At 71.1% G+C, this 15,888-nt stretch carries 13 protein-coding genes; 1 reads left to right on the top strand and 12 read right to left on the bottom strand.

What is annotated here, in order from left to right:
• Positions 1 to 41: 41 nt before the first annotated feature.
• From AB0D31_RS00425 to AB0D31_RS00405, 5 genes are all read right to left on the bottom strand, one after another.
• Positions 42 to 1,151 (bottom strand): hypothetical protein, encoded by a 1,110-nt coding sequence (locus tag AB0D31_RS00425; RefSeq protein WP_362714860.1) that lies wholly within the window; start codon positions 1,149 to 1,151, stop codon positions 42 to 44.
• Positions 1,152 to 1,165: 14 nt separating this feature from the next.
• Complete coding sequence (locus tag AB0D31_RS00420; protein ID WP_362714857.1) at positions 1,166 to 1,384, bottom strand: hypothetical protein; 219 nt, start codon at positions 1,382 to 1,384, stop codon at positions 1,166 to 1,168.
• Between the two features lie 177 nt (positions 1,385 to 1,561).
• Positions 1,562 to 3,022 (bottom strand): glutamate synthase subunit beta, encoded by a 1,461-nt coding sequence (locus tag AB0D31_RS00415; protein ID WP_362714854.1) that lies wholly within the window; start codon positions 3,020 to 3,022, stop codon positions 1,562 to 1,564.
• The gene (gene gltB / locus AB0D31_RS00410; RefSeq protein WP_362714851.1) at positions 3,015 to 7,580 is read right to left on the bottom strand and encodes a glutamate synthase large subunit; all 4,566 of its coding nucleotides are present in this window, start codon (positions 7,578 to 7,580) and stop codon (positions 3,015 to 3,017) included. Before gltB ends, AB0D31_RS00415 begins: the two co-directional genes overlap by 8 nt.
• A gap of 360 nt (positions 7,581 to 7,940) precedes the next feature.
• Positions 7,941 to 8,672: a VIT1/CCC1 transporter family protein gene (locus AB0D31_RS00405; protein WP_362714848.1), complete on the bottom strand. Its 732-nt coding sequence runs from the start codon at positions 8,670 to 8,672 to the stop codon at positions 7,941 to 7,943.
• A gap of 249 nt (positions 8,673 to 8,921) precedes the next feature.
• Here AB0D31_RS00405 and rbsK point away from each other — a divergent pair, with 249 nt between their 5' ends.
• On the top strand, positions 8,922 to 9,809 hold the full coding sequence (gene rbsK / locus AB0D31_RS00400) for a ribokinase (RefSeq protein WP_362714845.1): 888 nt from the start codon (positions 8,922 to 8,924) through the stop codon (positions 9,807 to 9,809).
• A 130-nt stretch (positions 9,810 to 9,939) separates the two neighbouring features.
• Here the strand turns inward: rbsK and lgt are convergent, their stop codons facing one another.
• From lgt to AB0D31_RS00365, 7 genes are all read right to left on the bottom strand, one after another.
• On the bottom strand, positions 9,940 to 10,926 hold the full coding sequence (lgt, locus tag AB0D31_RS00395; protein WP_362714843.1) for a prolipoprotein diacylglyceryl transferase: 987 nt from the start codon (positions 10,924 to 10,926) through the stop codon (positions 9,940 to 9,942).
• A gap of 80 nt (positions 10,927 to 11,006) precedes the next feature.
• The gene (locus AB0D31_RS00390) at positions 11,007 to 11,834 is read right to left on the bottom strand and encodes a thioredoxin domain-containing protein (RefSeq protein ID WP_362714840.1); all 828 of its coding nucleotides are present in this window, start codon (positions 11,832 to 11,834) and stop codon (positions 11,007 to 11,009) included.
• A gap of 84 nt (positions 11,835 to 11,918) precedes the next feature.
• Positions 11,919 to 12,734: a tryptophan synthase subunit alpha gene (gene trpA, locus AB0D31_RS00385; RefSeq protein ID WP_362714837.1), complete on the bottom strand. Its 816-nt coding sequence runs from the start codon at positions 12,732 to 12,734 to the stop codon at positions 11,919 to 11,921.
• Entirely contained in the window at positions 12,731 to 14,020 is a 1,290-nt protein-coding gene (gene trpB / locus AB0D31_RS00380) for a tryptophan synthase subunit beta (RefSeq protein ID WP_362714834.1), read from the bottom strand. Before trpB ends, trpA begins: the two co-directional genes overlap by 4 nt.
• Before the next feature lie 150 nt (positions 14,021 to 14,170).
• Positions 14,171 to 14,326: a hypothetical protein gene (locus AB0D31_RS00375; RefSeq protein ID WP_362714832.1), complete on the bottom strand. Its 156-nt coding sequence runs from the start codon at positions 14,324 to 14,326 to the stop codon at positions 14,171 to 14,173.
• A 5-nt stretch (positions 14,327 to 14,331) separates the two neighbouring features.
• Positions 14,332 to 15,141, bottom strand: coding sequence for an indole-3-glycerol phosphate synthase TrpC (trpC, locus tag AB0D31_RS00370; protein WP_362714829.1), 810 nt, complete (start codon positions 15,139 to 15,141; stop codon positions 14,332 to 14,334).
• A gap of 166 nt (positions 15,142 to 15,307) precedes the next feature.
• Positions 15,308 to 15,868: a DUF2752 domain-containing protein gene (locus tag AB0D31_RS00365; protein ID WP_362714826.1), complete on the bottom strand. Its 561-nt coding sequence runs from the start codon at positions 15,866 to 15,868 to the stop codon at positions 15,308 to 15,310.
• Between the last annotated feature and the right edge of the window lie 20 nt (positions 15,869 to 15,888).

Genomic DNA, 15,888 nt, shown 5'->3' with positions numbered 1-15,888 from the left:
GTCGTCACCACTCTGCCATCGCCGCGGCCATGTTCGCCCGCTCAGACCACATCCTGGTCCTGGAAGGACGGCAGGGCGAAGATGCGTTCCTTGGACGGGTCGTCCATCAGCTCGACCAGGGGCAGGACCAGGTCCCACAGGTTCTGCTTGTCCACCTCGCGGGCCAGAGCGTCCAGTTCGGTGTCGGTCAGGGTGGCCGCCGCGTTCGCGATCGCCTGGCGGGACGGGCCGGGGAGCAGTTCCACCAAGGGGAGGAAATCCGCCCACAGGGCTGTCGCCACGACCGCGGGGACGATGCCGGTGACGGTCTCCGGGTCACCCAGGGACGGCAGTTGGGCCAGGGCGCGGCGGTCTTCGTCCGACAGCAGGGCCACCAGCGGCAGGAGGGACTCCCACAGGTTCTGCTCGGCCACCGTGCGCACCAGGGTGTCCAGACGGGCCGCCGGCTGGCGGGCGGTCAGGGTAGCGATGCGGGCGCGTTGCTCGGGCGGTGCCATGCCGGCGATCGCCAAAGCCTGCGGCCACAGGCCGTCGGCGGCCGAGGCGATGACCCGGGCCAGGCGTTCCTCGCCCATCAACTCGATGACTCTGCCCAGTCGTTGGGGCTGGTCCATGGCGTACCCGGTACGCAGCACCACCGCGTCGGCGACCTGCGGCAGAATGCGGGTGAGCGCCGAGTCGCGCAGGTGGCCGACGAAGCGGCCCATCGTGAGGTGGTCGCCGCGTTCGGCGAGGGCGACCGAGATCCGTACGAGCAGGTGCTCGTCGAGTCGGTCGACGATGCCCGCGATGCGGCGCGGGTCCAGGTGGGCGCAGGACGCGGCGGTGAAGGCGACCGGGAGCTTGTCGATGATGTCGGCTGCCCGGGCAGGTTCCAGGCGGCCCGCCACGGCTGCGGCGAGCCGGGGGCCGAGGGCCTTCTGCGAGATGGCGGCGGCGACTGCGGCGGGGACGAGCTTGGTGGCGCGGGCGATGCGGTCCAGCATGTCGGGGGCGCCGTCGAACAGCGAGGCGGCGGCCTGTTCGCGCAGGGTGCGTACGTCGTCGGCGGGCAGCGTCGCGAGGAAACCCAGCTCTTCGGGGGCCATGTCGAGCAGGGCCGCGAGCTTGTCGGTCTCGGCGCGGGTACGGAGCCTGTCTCGGGTGTCCATGCGGGTCACCGGCCTCACTTGAAGAGGATGCGGCGCACGGGGCCGCGGGCGAGGGCGGGCACCAGGCCCAGGGCGGCTTCGGCGGCCTCGCCGAGTCCGGCGGCGCGGCGCTCGCGTTCCTTGCTCAACGCGGTGGCCAGGACCATTAGTTGATGGTCTGCCAGATGGGCCAGCGAGGGGGGTGGCGGCGCCCCCAGTTCCGTACTCAGGTGCGACAGCGCTTCGTTGCTCACGGGACCTCCCGACGGCGGACGGCGGCTCGTCCCGAGGGTGCAGCGTTATTGACTAATAGTCAATACATGGGGCGCGGACCGGCCGGACATGCCGCGACGCCCGCCCAGTCGTCCGGTCGGGGACAGTGGGGCGGGCGCCGGTCAGTTCCGCACGTCGTTGTGCGGGACGATGTGGGGTCAGACCATCAGAGCGCGGTCCGTGGGGCGGATCGGGGCGGGCAGGTCGCTCGCGCCGGTCAGGTAGCGGTCGACACCGCGGGCCGCGGAACGGCCTTCGGCGATCGCCCAGACGATCAGGGACTGGCCGCGGCCCGCGTCACCGGCGACGAACACACCGTCGACGTTGGTCGCGAACTCCGCGTCACGGGCCACGTTGCCGCGCGCGTCCAGTTCGAGGCCGAACTGCTGGACGAGGCCGTTGGCCTGGTCGGTGCCGGTGAAGCCCATGGCGAGGGTGACCAGCTGCGCGGGGATCGACCGCTCCGTGCCGGGCTTCGGGGTCAGCTTGCCGTCGATGAACTCGACCTCGGTGAGGTGCAGCGACTGCACGTTGCCGTCCTCGTCGCCCTCGAAGTGGGTGGTCGAGACGGAGTAGACCCGCTCGCCGCCCTCCTCGTGCGCGGAGGTCACCTTGTAGAGCATGGGGAACGTCGGCCAGGGCTGGCCCGGGTTCCGCTCGTCGCCCGGCCTCGGCATGATCTCCAGCTGGGTGACGGAGGCCGCGCCCTGACGGTGCGCGGTGCCCACGCAGTCCGCACCCGTATCGCCGCCGCCGATGACCACGACGTGCTTTCCCTCGGCGGTGATCGGCGGAGTGACGAAGTCGCCCTCCTGCACCTTGTTCGAGAGCGGCAGGTACTCCATCGCGAAGTGGATGCCGTTCAGCTCGCGGCCCGGGACCGGCAGGTCGCGCGAGACGGTGGCGCCGGCCGCGATGACGACCGCGTCGTAGCGCTTGCGCAGCTTCGCCGCGTCGATGTCACGGCCGATCTCCACCTCGGTACGGAACTTGGTGCCCTCCGCGCGCATCTGCTCGATGCGGCGGTTGATGTGCACCTTCTCCATCTTGAACTCGGGGATGCCGTAGCGCAGCAGGCCGCCGATGCGGTCGGCCCGCTCGTACACGGCGACCGTGTGCCCCGCCCGGGTCAGCTGCTGGGCGGCGGCCAGGCCCGCCGGGCCCGAGCCGATGACCGCGACGGTCTTGCCGGAGAGACGCTCCGGCGCCTGCGGCCGGACGTCGCCCGTGTCCCACGCCTTGTCGATGATGGAGACTTCGACGTTCTTGATGGTGACGGCCGGCTGGTTGATGCCGAGCACGCACGCCGACTCGCAGGGCGCCGGGCACAGCCGCCCGGTGAACTCCGGGAAGTTGTTGGTGGCGTGCAGGCGCTCGGAGGCGGCCTGCCAGTCCTCGCGGTAGGCGTAGTCGTTCCACTCGGGGATCAGGTTCCCGAGCGGACAGCCGTTGTGGCAGAACGGGATGCCGCAGTCCATGCAGCGCCCGGCCTGCTTGCTGATGATCGGCAGCAGCGAACCGGGGACGTAGACCTCGTTCCAGTCCTTGAGGCGCTCGTCCACCGGGCGGGTCTTGGCGACCTCGCGGCCGGTGGTCAGGAAGCCCTTGGGGTCAGCCATTGGTCGCCGCCTCCATCATCTTCTCGGTGGTCTCCTGCTCGGAGAGACCGGCGAGCTCAGCGGCGTCCTTGGCGGCGAGCACTGCCTTGTACGTGGTCGGGATGATCTTGCTGAAGCGGTCCACGTTTACGGACCAGTCGGCGAGCAGCTTCTCGGCGACCGTGGACGCGGTCTCCTCGAAGTGGCGGCGCACGACGTCGTGCAGCCACTGCTTGTCGGTGTCGCTGAGGGCCTCGATGGCGCCCAGGTTCCCGGAGTTGACGTTGTCCCGGTCCAGGTCGATGACGTACGCGATGCCGCCGGACATGCCGGCCGCGAAGTTGCGCCCCGTCTCGCCGAGGACCACCGCGTTGCCGCCGGTCATGTACTCGCAGCCGTGGTCGCCCACGCCTTCCGAGACGACGGTGGCACCGGAGTTGCGGACGCAGAAGCGCTCGCCGGTGCGGCCGCGCAGGAAGAGCTCGCCGCCGGTCGCACCGTACGCGATGGTGTTGCCCGCGATCGTCGAGTACTCGGCGAGGTGGTCGGCGCCGCGGTCCGGGCGGACGATGACGCGACCGCCGGAGAGGCCCTTGCCGACGTAGTCGTTGGCGTCGCCCTCCAGGCGCAGGGTCACGCCGCGCGGCAGGAACGCGCCGAAGGACTGGCCCGCCGAGCCGGTGAAGGTGATGTCGATGGTGTCGTCGGGCAGGCCCGCACCGCCGAACTTCTTCGTCACCGCGTGACCGAGCATGGTGCCCACGGTCCGGTTGATGTTGCGGATCGCGATCTGCGCGCGGACCGGCTGGGCGGCCTCGGGGGTCTCGGCTTCGAGGGCGTCGGCGGCGAGCTTGATGAGCTCGTTGTCGAGCGCCTTCGCCAGGCCGTGGTCCTGCTCGATCACCGCGTGGCGTACGGCGCCCTCGGGCAGCTCGGGCACGTAGAACAGCGGCGCGAGGTCGAGGCCCTGGGCCTTCCAGTGGGTGACGGCCCGGTCGGTGTCGAGGAGTTCGGCGTGGCCGACGGCCTCCTCGATCGTACGGAAGCCGAGCTCGGCGAGGATCTCGCGGACCTCTTCGGCGATGAACTCGAAGAAGTTCACGACGAATTCGGGCTTGCCCGAGAAGCGGTCGCGCAGGACCGGGTTCTGGGTGGCGATGCCGACCGGGCAGGTGTCCAGGTGACAGACGCGCATCATGACGCAGCCGGAGACGACGAGCGGCGCGGTCGCGAAACCGAACTCCTCGGCACCGAGCAGCGCGGCGATGATCACGTCGCGGCCGGTCTTGAGCTGGCCGTCGGTCTGCACGACGATGCGGTCGCGCAGACCGTTGAGCAGCAGGGTCTGCTGGGTCTCGGCGAGGCCGAGCTCCCAGGGGCCGCCCGCGTGCTTGAGGCTGGTGAGCGGGGATGCGCCCGTTCCGCCGTCGTGGCCGGAGATGAGGACGACGTCCGCGTGCGCCTTGGAGACACCCGCGGCGACGGTCCCGACGCCGACCTCGGACACGAGCTTCACGTGGATGCGCGCGGCCGGGTTGGCGTTCTTGAGGTCGTGGATCAGCTGAGCCAGGTCCTCGATGGAGTAGATGTCGTGGTGCGGCGGCGGCGAGATGAGGCCGACGCCCGGGGTGGAGTGCCGGGTCTTGGCGACCCACGGGTACACCTTGTGGCCGGGCAGCTGGCCGCCCTCGCCGGGCTTGGCGCCCTGCGCCATCTTGATCTGGATGTCGTCCGCGTTGACCAGGTACTCGCTGGTCACACCGAAGCGGCCGGAGGCGACCTGCTTGATGGAGGAGCGGCGCGCCGGGTCGTACAGGCGGTCCGCGTCCTCGCCGCCCTCACCGGTGTTGGACTTGCCGCCCAGCTGGTTCATGGCGATGGCCAGCGTCTCGTGCGCCTCGCGCGAGATGGAGCCGTACGACATGGCGCCGGTGGAGAAGCGCTTGACGATCTCGGAGACGGGCTCGACCTCGTCGAGCGGGATCGGCTCGCGCTGCGAGGTGAAGCCGAACAGGCCGCGCAGCGTCATCAACCGCTCGGACTGCTCGTTCACGCGGCCGGTGTACTGCTTGAAGATGTCGTACCGCTTGGTGCGGGTGGCGTGCTGGAGGCGGAAGACCGTCTCCGGGTCGAACAGGTGCGGCTCGCCCTCGCGGCGCCACTGGTACTCGCCGCCGATTTCCAGGGCGCGGTGCGCCGAGGGGACGCCGGAGGCCGGGTAGGCCTTGGCGTGGCGGGCGGCGACCTCCTTGGCGACGACGTCGAGCCCGGCCCCGCCGATCTTGGTGGCGGTACCGATGAAGTACTTCTGCACGAAGGCCTCTTCGAGACCGACGGCCTCGAAGACCTGGGCGCCGCGGTAGGAGGCGACCGTGGAGATGCCCATCTTGGACATGACCTTCAGGACACCCTTGCCGAGCGCGTAGATCAGGTTGCGGATGGCCTGCTCGGGCTCCAGGCCCTCGATGAACGTCCCGGCGCGGACCAGGTCCTCGACGGACTCCATCGCGAGGTACGGGTTGACCGCGGCGGCGCCGTACCCGATGAGCAGCGCGACGTGGTGGACCTCGCGGACGTCACCGGCCTCGACGAGCAGACCCACCTGGGTGCGCTGCTTGGTGCGGATGAGGTGGTGGTGGACGGCGGCGGTGAGCAGCAGCGAGGGGATCGGCGCGTGCTCGGCGTCGGAGTGCCGGTCGGACAGGACGATCATGCGGGCGCCGGCCTCGATCGCGGCGTCCGTCTCCTGGCAGATGGCCTCGATGCGGGCGGCGAGCGCGTCGCCACCGCCGGAGACCCGGTACAGACCGGAGAGCGTGGCGGCCTTCATGCCCGGCATGTCGCCGTCGGCGTTGATGTGTATCAGCTTCGCCAGCTCATCGTTGTCGATGACCGGGAAGGGCAGCGTGACGCTGCGGCAGGAGGCCGCGGTGGGCTCCAGGAGGTTGCCCTGGGGGCCGAGCGTGGAGCGCAGGCTGGTGACGAGCTCTTCGCGGATCGCGTCCAGCGGCGGGTTGGTGACCTGCGCGAACAGCTGCGTGAAGTAGTCGAAGAGCAGCCGGGGGCGCGCGGACAGCGCGGCGATCGGCGAGTCGGTGCCCATGGAGCCGAGCGGCTCGCCGGCGGTGCGGGCCATCGGCGCGAGGATGACGCGGAGCTCTTCCTCGGTGTAGCCGAAGGTCTGCTGGCGGCGGGTGACCGAGGCGTGGGTGTGCACGATGTGCTCACGCTCGGGCAGGTCCTCCAGCTCGATCTCGCCGGCTTCCAGCCACTCCTGGTACGGGTTCTCGGCGGCGAGGGACGCCTTGATCTCGTCGTCCTCGATGATGCGGTGCTCGGCGGTGTCGACGAGGAACATCTTGCCGGGCTGGAGGCGGCCCTTGCGGACGACCTTCGCGGGGTCGATGTCGAGGACGCCGACCTCGGAGGAGAGGACGACGAGGCCGTCGTCGGTCACCCAGTAGCGGCCGGGGCGCAGACCGTTGCGGTCGAGGACCGCGCCGACCTGGACGCCGTCGGTGAAGGTGACGCAGGCCGGGCCGTCCCAGGGCTCCATCATCGTGGCGTGGAACTGGTAGAAGGCGCGGCGTGCCGGGTCCATCGACTCGTGGTTCTCCCACGCTTCGGGGACCATCATCAGGACCGAGTGGGGCAGCGAGCGTCCGCCGAGGTGGAGGAGTTCGAGTACCTCGTCGAAGGACGCGGAGTCGGAGGCGTCCGGCGTGCAGACGGGGAAGATCCGGTCGATCTTGCCGGCGCCGGAGTTGAAGAGGTTCGAGGCGAGCTGGGACTCGCGGGCCACCATCCAGTTGCGGTTGCCCTTGACCGTGTTGATCTCGCCGTTGTGCGCGACGAAGCGGTACGGGTGGGCCAGCGGCCAGCTGGGGAAGGTGTTGGTGGAGAACCGCGAGTGCACGAGGGCGACGGCGGTGGCGCAGCGGCGGTCGGAGAGGTCCGGGAAGAACGGCTCCAGCTGGCCGGTGGTCAGCATGCCCTTGTAGACGATGGTCCGGGCGGAGAGCGACGGGAAGTAGACACCGGCCTCCCGCTCGGCGCGCTTGCGCAGCACGAAGGCCTTGCGGTCGAGCGCGATACCGGCCGAGCCGCCGTCGCCGACGAACAGCTGGCGGAAGGCGGGCATGGTGGCGCGGGCGCCGTTGCCGAGGAGTGCGGGGGTGACGGGGACCTCACGCCATCCCAGGACCGTGAGGCCCTCTTCGCCGGCGATCGTCTCGATCCGTGAGACGGCTTCGGCGGTCTCCTCCAGAGGCAGGAAGGCGATACCGACGGCGTAGGAGCCGGCCTCGGGGAGCTCGAAGTCGGTGACCTCGCGCAGGAACGCGTCCGGGACCTGGAGCAGGATGCCGGCGCCGTCCCCGGAGTCGGGCTCGGAGCCGGTGGCACCGCGGTGTTCCAGATTGCGCAGTACGGTCAGCGCCTGCTCGACCAGCTCATGGCTGGCAACACCGGTGAGGGTGGCCACGAACCCGACGCCACAGGCGTCGTGCTCGTTACGGGGGTCGTACATCCCCTGCTGGGCGGGGCGACCGTCCATGGGCGACCAGGCGTCGGAACGCATCGGCTCTCCCGTCGTCGTCGTGGCATGTTCAAAGCCGAGGGACGACGTTGGCCCTCTGCGAAATTTCGTGCAGGTTACATGATGGAACGTATCTCGGGAACCGGATAGTTCATTCCAGCATGCGGACACCCGGGTGCGAGCTTCCTTGCTCGCGGGGACGCACAGGAGTGCGGTTATGGGTGTGTACGGCCTATGCCCGGCGGAAAAAGATTCGAAACCGCCGAGTAACGATTAGTTATGTGAGCCTCTGCATACTCCGCCATTCTACGGCGCGGGGCCCGCAAGCGGGCAGGACGAATGTCACACGGGGCGGAGCCGATCGGCTCCGCCCCGTGCGAGGTCCCGGCGGGTTCGGCGGCGTCAGCCGATGGCCGCGCCGAAGAGGTGGCCGAGCCCGAAGGTCAGGGCGGCCGCGACACCGCCGAGGACCAGCTGGCGCGTGCCGCTGAACCACCACGAGCGGGCCGTCACCTTCGCGACCACCGCGCCGCACCCGAAGAGGCCGAACAGGGCGAGCAGCACCGCCGGCCACAGCGCGCTCGCGCCGAGCAGGTAGGGCAGCAGCGGCAGCAGCGCGCCGAGCGCGAAGGAGGCGAACGAGGACACCGCGGCCACGGTGGGCGAGGGCAGGTCGGAGGGGTCGATGCCCAGCTCTTCGCGGGCGTGGATCTCCAGCGCCTGCTCGGGGTCCTGCGACAGCTGCCGTGCCACCTCGCGGGCGAGGTCCGGCTCGACGCCGCGCGACATGTACAGCTCGGCGAGCTCGCGCTCCTCGTCGGCCGGGTGCTTGCGCAACTCCCGCCGCTCGATGTCGAGTTCGGCCTCGACGAGCTCACGCTGGGAGGCCACCGAGGTGTATTCGCCGGCCGCCATCGAGAAGGCGCCGGCCGCGAGGCCCGCGAGTCCCGTGATGACGATGGTCTGGTGCGAGACGGCCCCGCCGGCGACACCCGTCATCAGGGCCAGGTTGGAGACGAGACCGTCCATCGCGCCGAACACGGCCGGGCGCAGCCAGCCACCGTTGACATCGCGGTGGGTGTGGTTGTCGCGGTGCGCCTCGTGCAGCGTGGCGTCGGTAACGATGATGGACACGGCTATCCCCTTGTACTCAGCAGCGGGCACCAGCTCGTCCCGCGCCCCCTCAACACCGTCGAAACTACGCTCGACGTAAGGGCCGCGCCAGCAAGCAAGGCCTTACTCAGTAAGGCTGCGCTCAGTAAGGAAGGCCTGGCTGCGGGGGTGGTCGGGGCCCGTTACGAGGTCGTTTTCGGGCGGTCTGCGCCGAACGCGCCGGGAGGTGCGCGGTCACCGAACCGGCCGCCCTCGGGAGACAATCCCGGCATGACCCGGATCACCGTGCTCGGCAGCACCAACATGGACCTCGTCGCCTACGTCACGACCGCGCCCCGCAGCGGCGAGACCGTCACGGGACACGAGTTCCGCACCGTTCCCGGCGGGAAGGGCGCCAACCAGGCGGTCGCCGCCGCCCGGGCCGGCGCGGAGGTCGCGATGATCGGCGCGGTCGGCACGGACGAGTTCGGCGGCCGGCTGCGCGGCACGCTGGAACACGCGGGCATCGACATCGACCTGCTGCGCACCACCGAGGGCCCCTCGGGCACCGCGCACATCGTGGTGGACGGCGACGGCGGCAACGCGATCGTCGTCATCCCCGGCGCCAACGGCTCGCTCACCTCGCTCAGCCACGCCGACCGTGCGCTGATCGCCGAGGCCCAGTCACTCCTGCTCCAGCTGGAGCTGCCGATGAGCGCGGTCCTCGAAGGCGCCGAAACGGCCCGGCGCAATGGCGTCCGTACGATCCTCACCCCGGCCCCCGCACAGCCTCTGCCGGCCGAACTCCTCGCCGTCACCGACCTGTTGGTGCCCAACCAGCACGAGGCGGCGACACTGACCGGCATCTCGGGCGATCCCGAGCGGGCCGCTCGGGCACTCCTCGCGCAGGTGCCCGAAGTTGTGATCACACTCGGCGCTCGGGGATGTCTGTACGCGTCCCGGTCCCAGCCCGAGCCGGTGGCGGTGCTCGCCCCGCCGGTCACCGCCGTGGACACGACCGGTGCGGGCGACACCTTCGTGGGCGCCCTCGCGGTGGCTCTGGCCGAGGGACGCCCGATGACCGAGGCGCTCACCTGGGCGTCGACGGCGGCCGCGCTCTCCGTCCAGCGGCCGGGCGCGGCTACGTCGATGCCGTACCGGTCGGAGATCGACGGATAGCCGTCCGGCGGTGGGCTGTTCTTCGGGGCCGGCCGGGGTGGTTCTGGTGCCCTGTATCGCGGGGGCCCTGACCCCGAGCCCCCGCTCCTCGAACGCCGGAGGGGCTGACGCGCCCCCGGCGCCTGTCCGGTCAGGCCTTCTCCGGCTCCGGCTCCACGGCCACCGACTCCGCCTTCGGGCGGTCGGTCGGCTCGGCGGCGTTCTTCGCCTCGGCGGCCTTCTTCGGCTCGGCGGATCCGTCCGAGGGCTCGGGCTCGGCCTCGCCGGAGGACTTGTCCAGGGACACCGGCTCGTCCTCGTCCTGCGCGCCCGGCTCCACGATCTCCTCGCGGCCCGGCCGCAGCTTCGTCGAGATCACGATGTAGGCGACCGCGAGCAGGAAGACCCCGCCGGCCGTCCAGTCGTTGAGGCGGAGACCAAGGATGTGGTGGGCCTCGTCGACCCTCATGTACTCGATCCAGAACCGGCCCACGCAGTACGTGGCGACGTACAGCGCGAACGCCCGGCCGTGGCCCAGCTTGAAGCGGCGGTCGGCCCAGATGATCAGGAAGCCGGCGCCGAGGCACCACAGGGACTCGTACAGGAACGTCGGGTGGTAGGTGCCGGCGATCCGGTTCGGGCCCTCGCTGATCTTCAGCGCCCAGGGCACGTCGGTCGGGCGGCCGTACAGCTCCTGGTTGAACCAGTTGCCCCAGCGCCCGATGGCCTGCGCGAAGGCGAGGCCGGGGGCGAGGGCGTCGGCCCAGGCCGGCAGCGGGATGCCCCGGCGGCGGCAGCCGATCCAGGCGCCGACCGCGCCGAGCGCGACCGCGCCCCAGATGCCGAGGCCGCCCTCCCAGATCTTGAAGGCGTTGACCCAGTCCTCACCGTCGCTGAAGTACAGCTGGTAGTCGGTGATGACGTGGTAGAGCCGTCCGCCCACGAGACCGAAGGGCACCGCCCACACGGCGATGTCGGCGACGGTGCCGGAGCGGCCGCCGCGGGCGATCCACCTCTTGTTGCCGTACCAGACGGCGACGAAGACACCGATGATGATGCAGAAGGCGTAGCCGCGCAGCGGGATCGGCCCGAGGTGGAGCACCCCGGTCGACGGGCTGGGGATGAAGGCAAGGTTCATGGCAGGGTCGACGCTACCGTGCCGGGCGGGCACTGCGGCAACCCGCCCGGCAACTTATGAGTAACGGGAGACCCCGAGGTTCAGGACGCGGGAGCCGTGGCCTTGCCTGCGGGCTTGCCCTTGTTGGCCTGGGCGACCCACTTCTTCAGGTTGGCCGGGGTGATCTGCTCGCTGCCCTTCATCGGGAAGACGGACACGCCGTTGAGCTGCACCGTGGGTGTGCCGTTGAACTTGCCCGCCTGGAACGCCTCGTTGGACTTCACGACCCAGCTGTTGTGCGTGCCGTTCTCGACGCAGGAGGTGAAGGCGGGGGTGGTCAGGCCCGGGACCTTCTTGGCCAGGTCGAGGAGCTTGTTGTTGTCGGCGTACGCGTCGTCCGTCTCGTCGGGCTGGTTGGTGTAGAGGACGTCGTGGTACGCGGTGAACTTCCCCGCGTCCTGCGCGCAGCCCGCCGCGTTGGCCGCGTGGAGCGAGCCGCCGCCGCGGGTCTTGTCGTCGATGAGCGTGGCCAGGTGGTACTCGACGCGGATCTGGCCGCTCTTCTCCAGCTCGTGGATGGTGGCCCTGAAGCCGTTCTCGAACGCGGCGCAGGCCGGGCAGCGGAAGTCCTCCCACACCGTGAGGGTGGACGGCGCGTCGGCCGCGCCGACGGGGATGGCGAGCTTGTCCTTGCCGTCGGCTCCGGTGGGCGCGACCGCCGGCCCGCTGGTGCTGCTGTCCTTGGCGCTGTCACCGCCGCCCGCGTTGGCGGCGATCACGCCGACCACCGCGGCCAGGGCGAGCACGCCCACCACGGCGCCCGCCACGATCAGCTGCCGGCGGCGCCGCTCGCCCGCCTTCTGCTGCTCGCGTTCCTTGATGAGCCGGTCGCGCGCGGCCCTTTTCGCTTCGGGGTTCTTGTCACTCACACCCGCAGCAACGAACCGGGGAGGCACGCTCGTGCCCCCCCGGTCCCACTTCCACCCGTACGGGTGAGCTGTGCGATGAGCGCTCTACCGCGCCCGGCGAACGCCTTCGGCGAGCTCGGCCGCCAGTTCCCGTACGGCGACGAGACCCGCGGCGTGGTCGGGGGCGTCGAGCATGCGCTTGACGAAGGCGGAGCCCACGATCACGCCGTCGGCGAAGGCCGCGACCTCCTTGGCCTGGACGGCGTTGGAGACGCCGAGGCCGACACAGACCGGGAGCTTCGTGGTGGCGCGGGTACGGCCCACCAGGTTCTCGGCCGAGGCGCCGACCGACTCCCGGGTGCCCGTGACGCCCATCAGGGAGGCCGCGTACACGAAGCCGGAGCCGGCCGCCGTGATCGTGGCGAGGCGCTCGTCCCTGCTGCTGGGGGCGACGACGAAGACCGTGCCGAGGCCGTGCTTCTCGGCGTGCTCGCGCCATACGCCGGACTCCTCGACCGGCAGGTCGGGCAGGATGCAGCCCGCGCCGCCGGCTTCGGCGAGCTCGGCGGTGAAGCGCTCCACGCCGTAGCGGTCGACGGGGTTCCAGTACGTCATGACCAGGACCGGCTTGCCGGTGGCGGCATGGGCCTCGCGGACGGTGCGCAGCACGTCGGCGATCTTCACCCCGCCCTTGAGGGCGATGTCGTCGGCGGTCTGGATGACGGGGCCGTCGAGGACCGGGTCGCTGTGCGGCAGACCCACCTCGACGATGTCGGCGCCGCCCTCGAAGACGGCCTTGACCGCGTCGATGGCGCCGTCGACGGTCGGGAAGCCGGCCGGCAGGTAGGCGATGAGGGCCGCCCGGTCCTCAGCCTTCGCCGTGGCCAGGGTGGCGTCCAGCAGGGTCACGTTGCCGCTCACTTGGCGTCTCCCTCGATCTCGGCGAGGCCCGCGGCGTCGGCGGCCACCTCGGCGTCGGTGCCGTACAGGCCGAAGTAGCGTGCGGCCGTGTCCATGTCCTTGTCGCCCCGGCCGGACAGGTTGATCACGATCAGTCCGTCCTTGCCGAGTTCCTTGCCCACGTCGAGCGCGCCCGCGAGCGCGTGTGCCGACTCGATCGCCGGGATGATGCCCTCGGTGCGCGAAAGGAGCCGCAGGGCCTGCATCGCCGCGTCGTCGGTGACCGCGCGGTACTCGCCGCGCCCGATGTCCTTGAGGTAGGAGTGCTCGGGGCCGATGCCCGGGTAGTCCAGGCCCGCCGAGATCGAGTAGGGCTCGGTGATCTGGCCCTCCTCGTCCTGGAGGACGTAACTGCGCGAGCCGTGCAGGATGCCGGGCTCGCCCACGGTCAGGGTCGCCGCGTGCTCGCCGGTCTCCACGCCGTGGCCGGCGGGCTCGCAGCCGATGAGGCGTACGGAGGCGTCGGGGATGAAGGCGTGGAAGAGTCCGATGGCGTTGGAGCCGCCGCCGACGCAGGCGACCGCCGCGTCGGGAAGGCGGCCGGCGCGCTCCAGGATCTGGCGGCGGGCCTCGACGCCGATCACGCGGTGGAAGTCGCGGACCATCGCGGGGAAGGGGTGCGGTCCCGCGACCGTGCCGAAGAGGTAGTGGGTGCGGTCGACGTTGGCGACCCAGTCGCGGAACGCCTCGTTGATGGCGTCCTTGAGGGTGCGGCTGCCGGAGGCGACCGGGATGACCTCGGCGCCGAGCATCCGCATGCGGGCGACGTTGAGCGCCTGGCGCCGGGTGTCGATCTCGCCCATGTAGATGGTGCATTCGAGGCCGAACAGGGCGCAGGCGGTCGCGGTGGCGACGCCGTGCTGGCCGGCGCCGGTCTCGGCGATGACGCGGGTCTTGCCCATGCGCTTGGTGAGCAGCGCCTGGCCAAGGACGTTGTTGATCTTGTGCGAGCCGGTGTGGTTGAGGTCCTCGCGCTTGAGGAACACCCGGGCGCCGCCCGCGTGTTCGGCGAACCGGGGCACCTCGGTCAGCGCGCTCGGGCGGCCGGTGTAGTTGACCATCAGCTCGTTGAGCTCGGCCGCGAAGGCGGGGTCGTGCTTGGCCTTCTCGTACTCGACGGCCACCTCGTCGACCGCGGCGACCAGCGCCTCGGGGATGAACTTGCCGCCGTACGCGCCGAAGTAGCCCTTGGCGCTGGGGACTTGACCGTCCGGGTCGGGTACGAAGAACTCGTGCTCGTGGGACATGCGGATACCTCGCTGGGGCGTCGCGGCCCCGGGTCCTGGGTTGGCTGGTTGGCGGAATGCGCCCAGGCGCCGCAGGTGAGGAGGTGAACGCGCGATCACCGGCCGTCGTGGCCGGTCGCGCGGTTCGGTACGCCCCGTGCGGGGCGCTGCTCAGGCGGCGCTCGGGCCGCCGCGCCATCGCATGCCGTTGACCTGGCCGGGCTCCGAGCCGATCACGTACCGCACGCGCCGTCCGTGCACCCGGCGCGCCGGAGCGCGGCAGCCGCGGGGGCGGCAGCCGGGGGCGAGGCGGACGGCGATGGACATGGAGGTCAGCTCCGGCCGTGGCGCAGCGCGGGGTGGGCGCCGGCGGCGACGAGGTCGGCGACGGCCGCGCGGGGGTCCTTGCCGGTGACCAGGGACTCGCCCACGAGCACGGCGTCGGCGCCGGCGTTGGCGTACGCGATGAGGTCGTGCGGGCCGCGGACGCCGGACTCGGCGATCTTCACGATGTGGTTCGGGATCTCCGGGGCGACCCGCTCGAACGTGGTGCGGTCGACCTTGAGGTCCTTCAGGTTGCGCGCGTTGACACCGATGATCTTGGCGCCGGCGTCGACCGCCCGCTCGACCTCGTCCTCGTCGTGCACCTCGACCAGCGGGGTGAGGCCGATCGATTCGGCGCGCTCGATCAGCGACACGAGGGCCGGCTGGTCGAGGGCGGCCACGATGAGCAGCGCGAGGTCGGCGCCGTGGGCGCGGGCCTCCCACAGCTGGTAGGCCGTGACGATGAAGTCCTTGCGCAGGATCGGGATGTCGACCTTGGCGCGCACGGCTTCCAGATCGGCGAGCGAGCCGCCGAAGCGGCGCTCCTCGGTGAGGACGGAGATGACGGACGCGCCGCCCGCCTCGTAGTCGGCGGCGAGCGCGGCAGGGTCCGCGATGGCGGCGAGCGCACCCTTGGAAGGGCTGGAGCGCTTGACCTCGCAGATGACCGTCACGCCGTCGCCGCGCAGGGCCGCTACCCCGTCACGGGCCGGGGGCGCGTTCTCGGCGCGCTCCTTCAGCTCGTCGAGGCTGACACGCGCCTGCCGCTCTGCGAGGTCGGCGCGGACGCCTTCGATGATCTCGTCGAGCACACTCACGCGAGCGGCCCCCTTCCGGGACGGTGATGTCGGTCAGGACGAGGATGACCGTACGGAACGGTCACGGTCAGCCATGTCGATGGTATCCGTACCGGGGCCAAGGGATCACATCCGGTTGACTCCCATCCCAGCACGTGGGACGCGACCTGCGGTTTCTCCGCGAAGGTCATGGCGCGAGCGCCGAGCCGAACGGCAGATTCCGGACCACGGAGAAGATCAGCACGACGGATCCGACGATCCACCACTGCCGGTCGCTGAGCGAGATCCGCAGGGGCAGCCCGCGGGCCGAGCGCACCGCCCACAGGACCCAGCACACGGCGAAGACCAGATAGCCGGCGACGGCGAGCGCGTTGGCGCCGAGCGCCGCGGCGAGATGCCCGGTGATGAAGTCGTGCGCGCTGCGCAGCCCGCCGCAGCCCGGGCAGTAGACGCCGGTGAGGGCGAACAGCGGGCAGACCGGGTAGTGGCCGGGGTGGTTCGGGTCGACCAGGCCCACGTACGCGAAGGCGGAGCCCACCGCGGCGAGGGTGCCGAGCGGCACCAGGAGCCTGCGGGCGGGGTTGGCCGTCGTGCGGGCGGGAGTGCCCGACGCACCTGCCGGGTGCGGCTGGGCGGGGCCGGGGTGCATCGAAGCCGGGCCGGGGTGCGCCGGGGCCGGACCTGGGTGCGTCCCGGCCGGGGCGGGGTTCGTCGGCGACGGGCCGGGGTTCGACTGGGCTGCGTCCACTCGGTGATTGTCCCCGTTCA

Source organism: Streptomyces sp. NPDC048361 (assembly GCF_040651795.1).
GTDB lineage: Bacteria > Actinomycetota > Actinomycetes > Streptomycetales > Streptomycetaceae > Streptomyces.
Note: the sequence above shows the minus strand (reverse complement) of the source record. Positions and strands in the feature narration are given on the sequence as shown.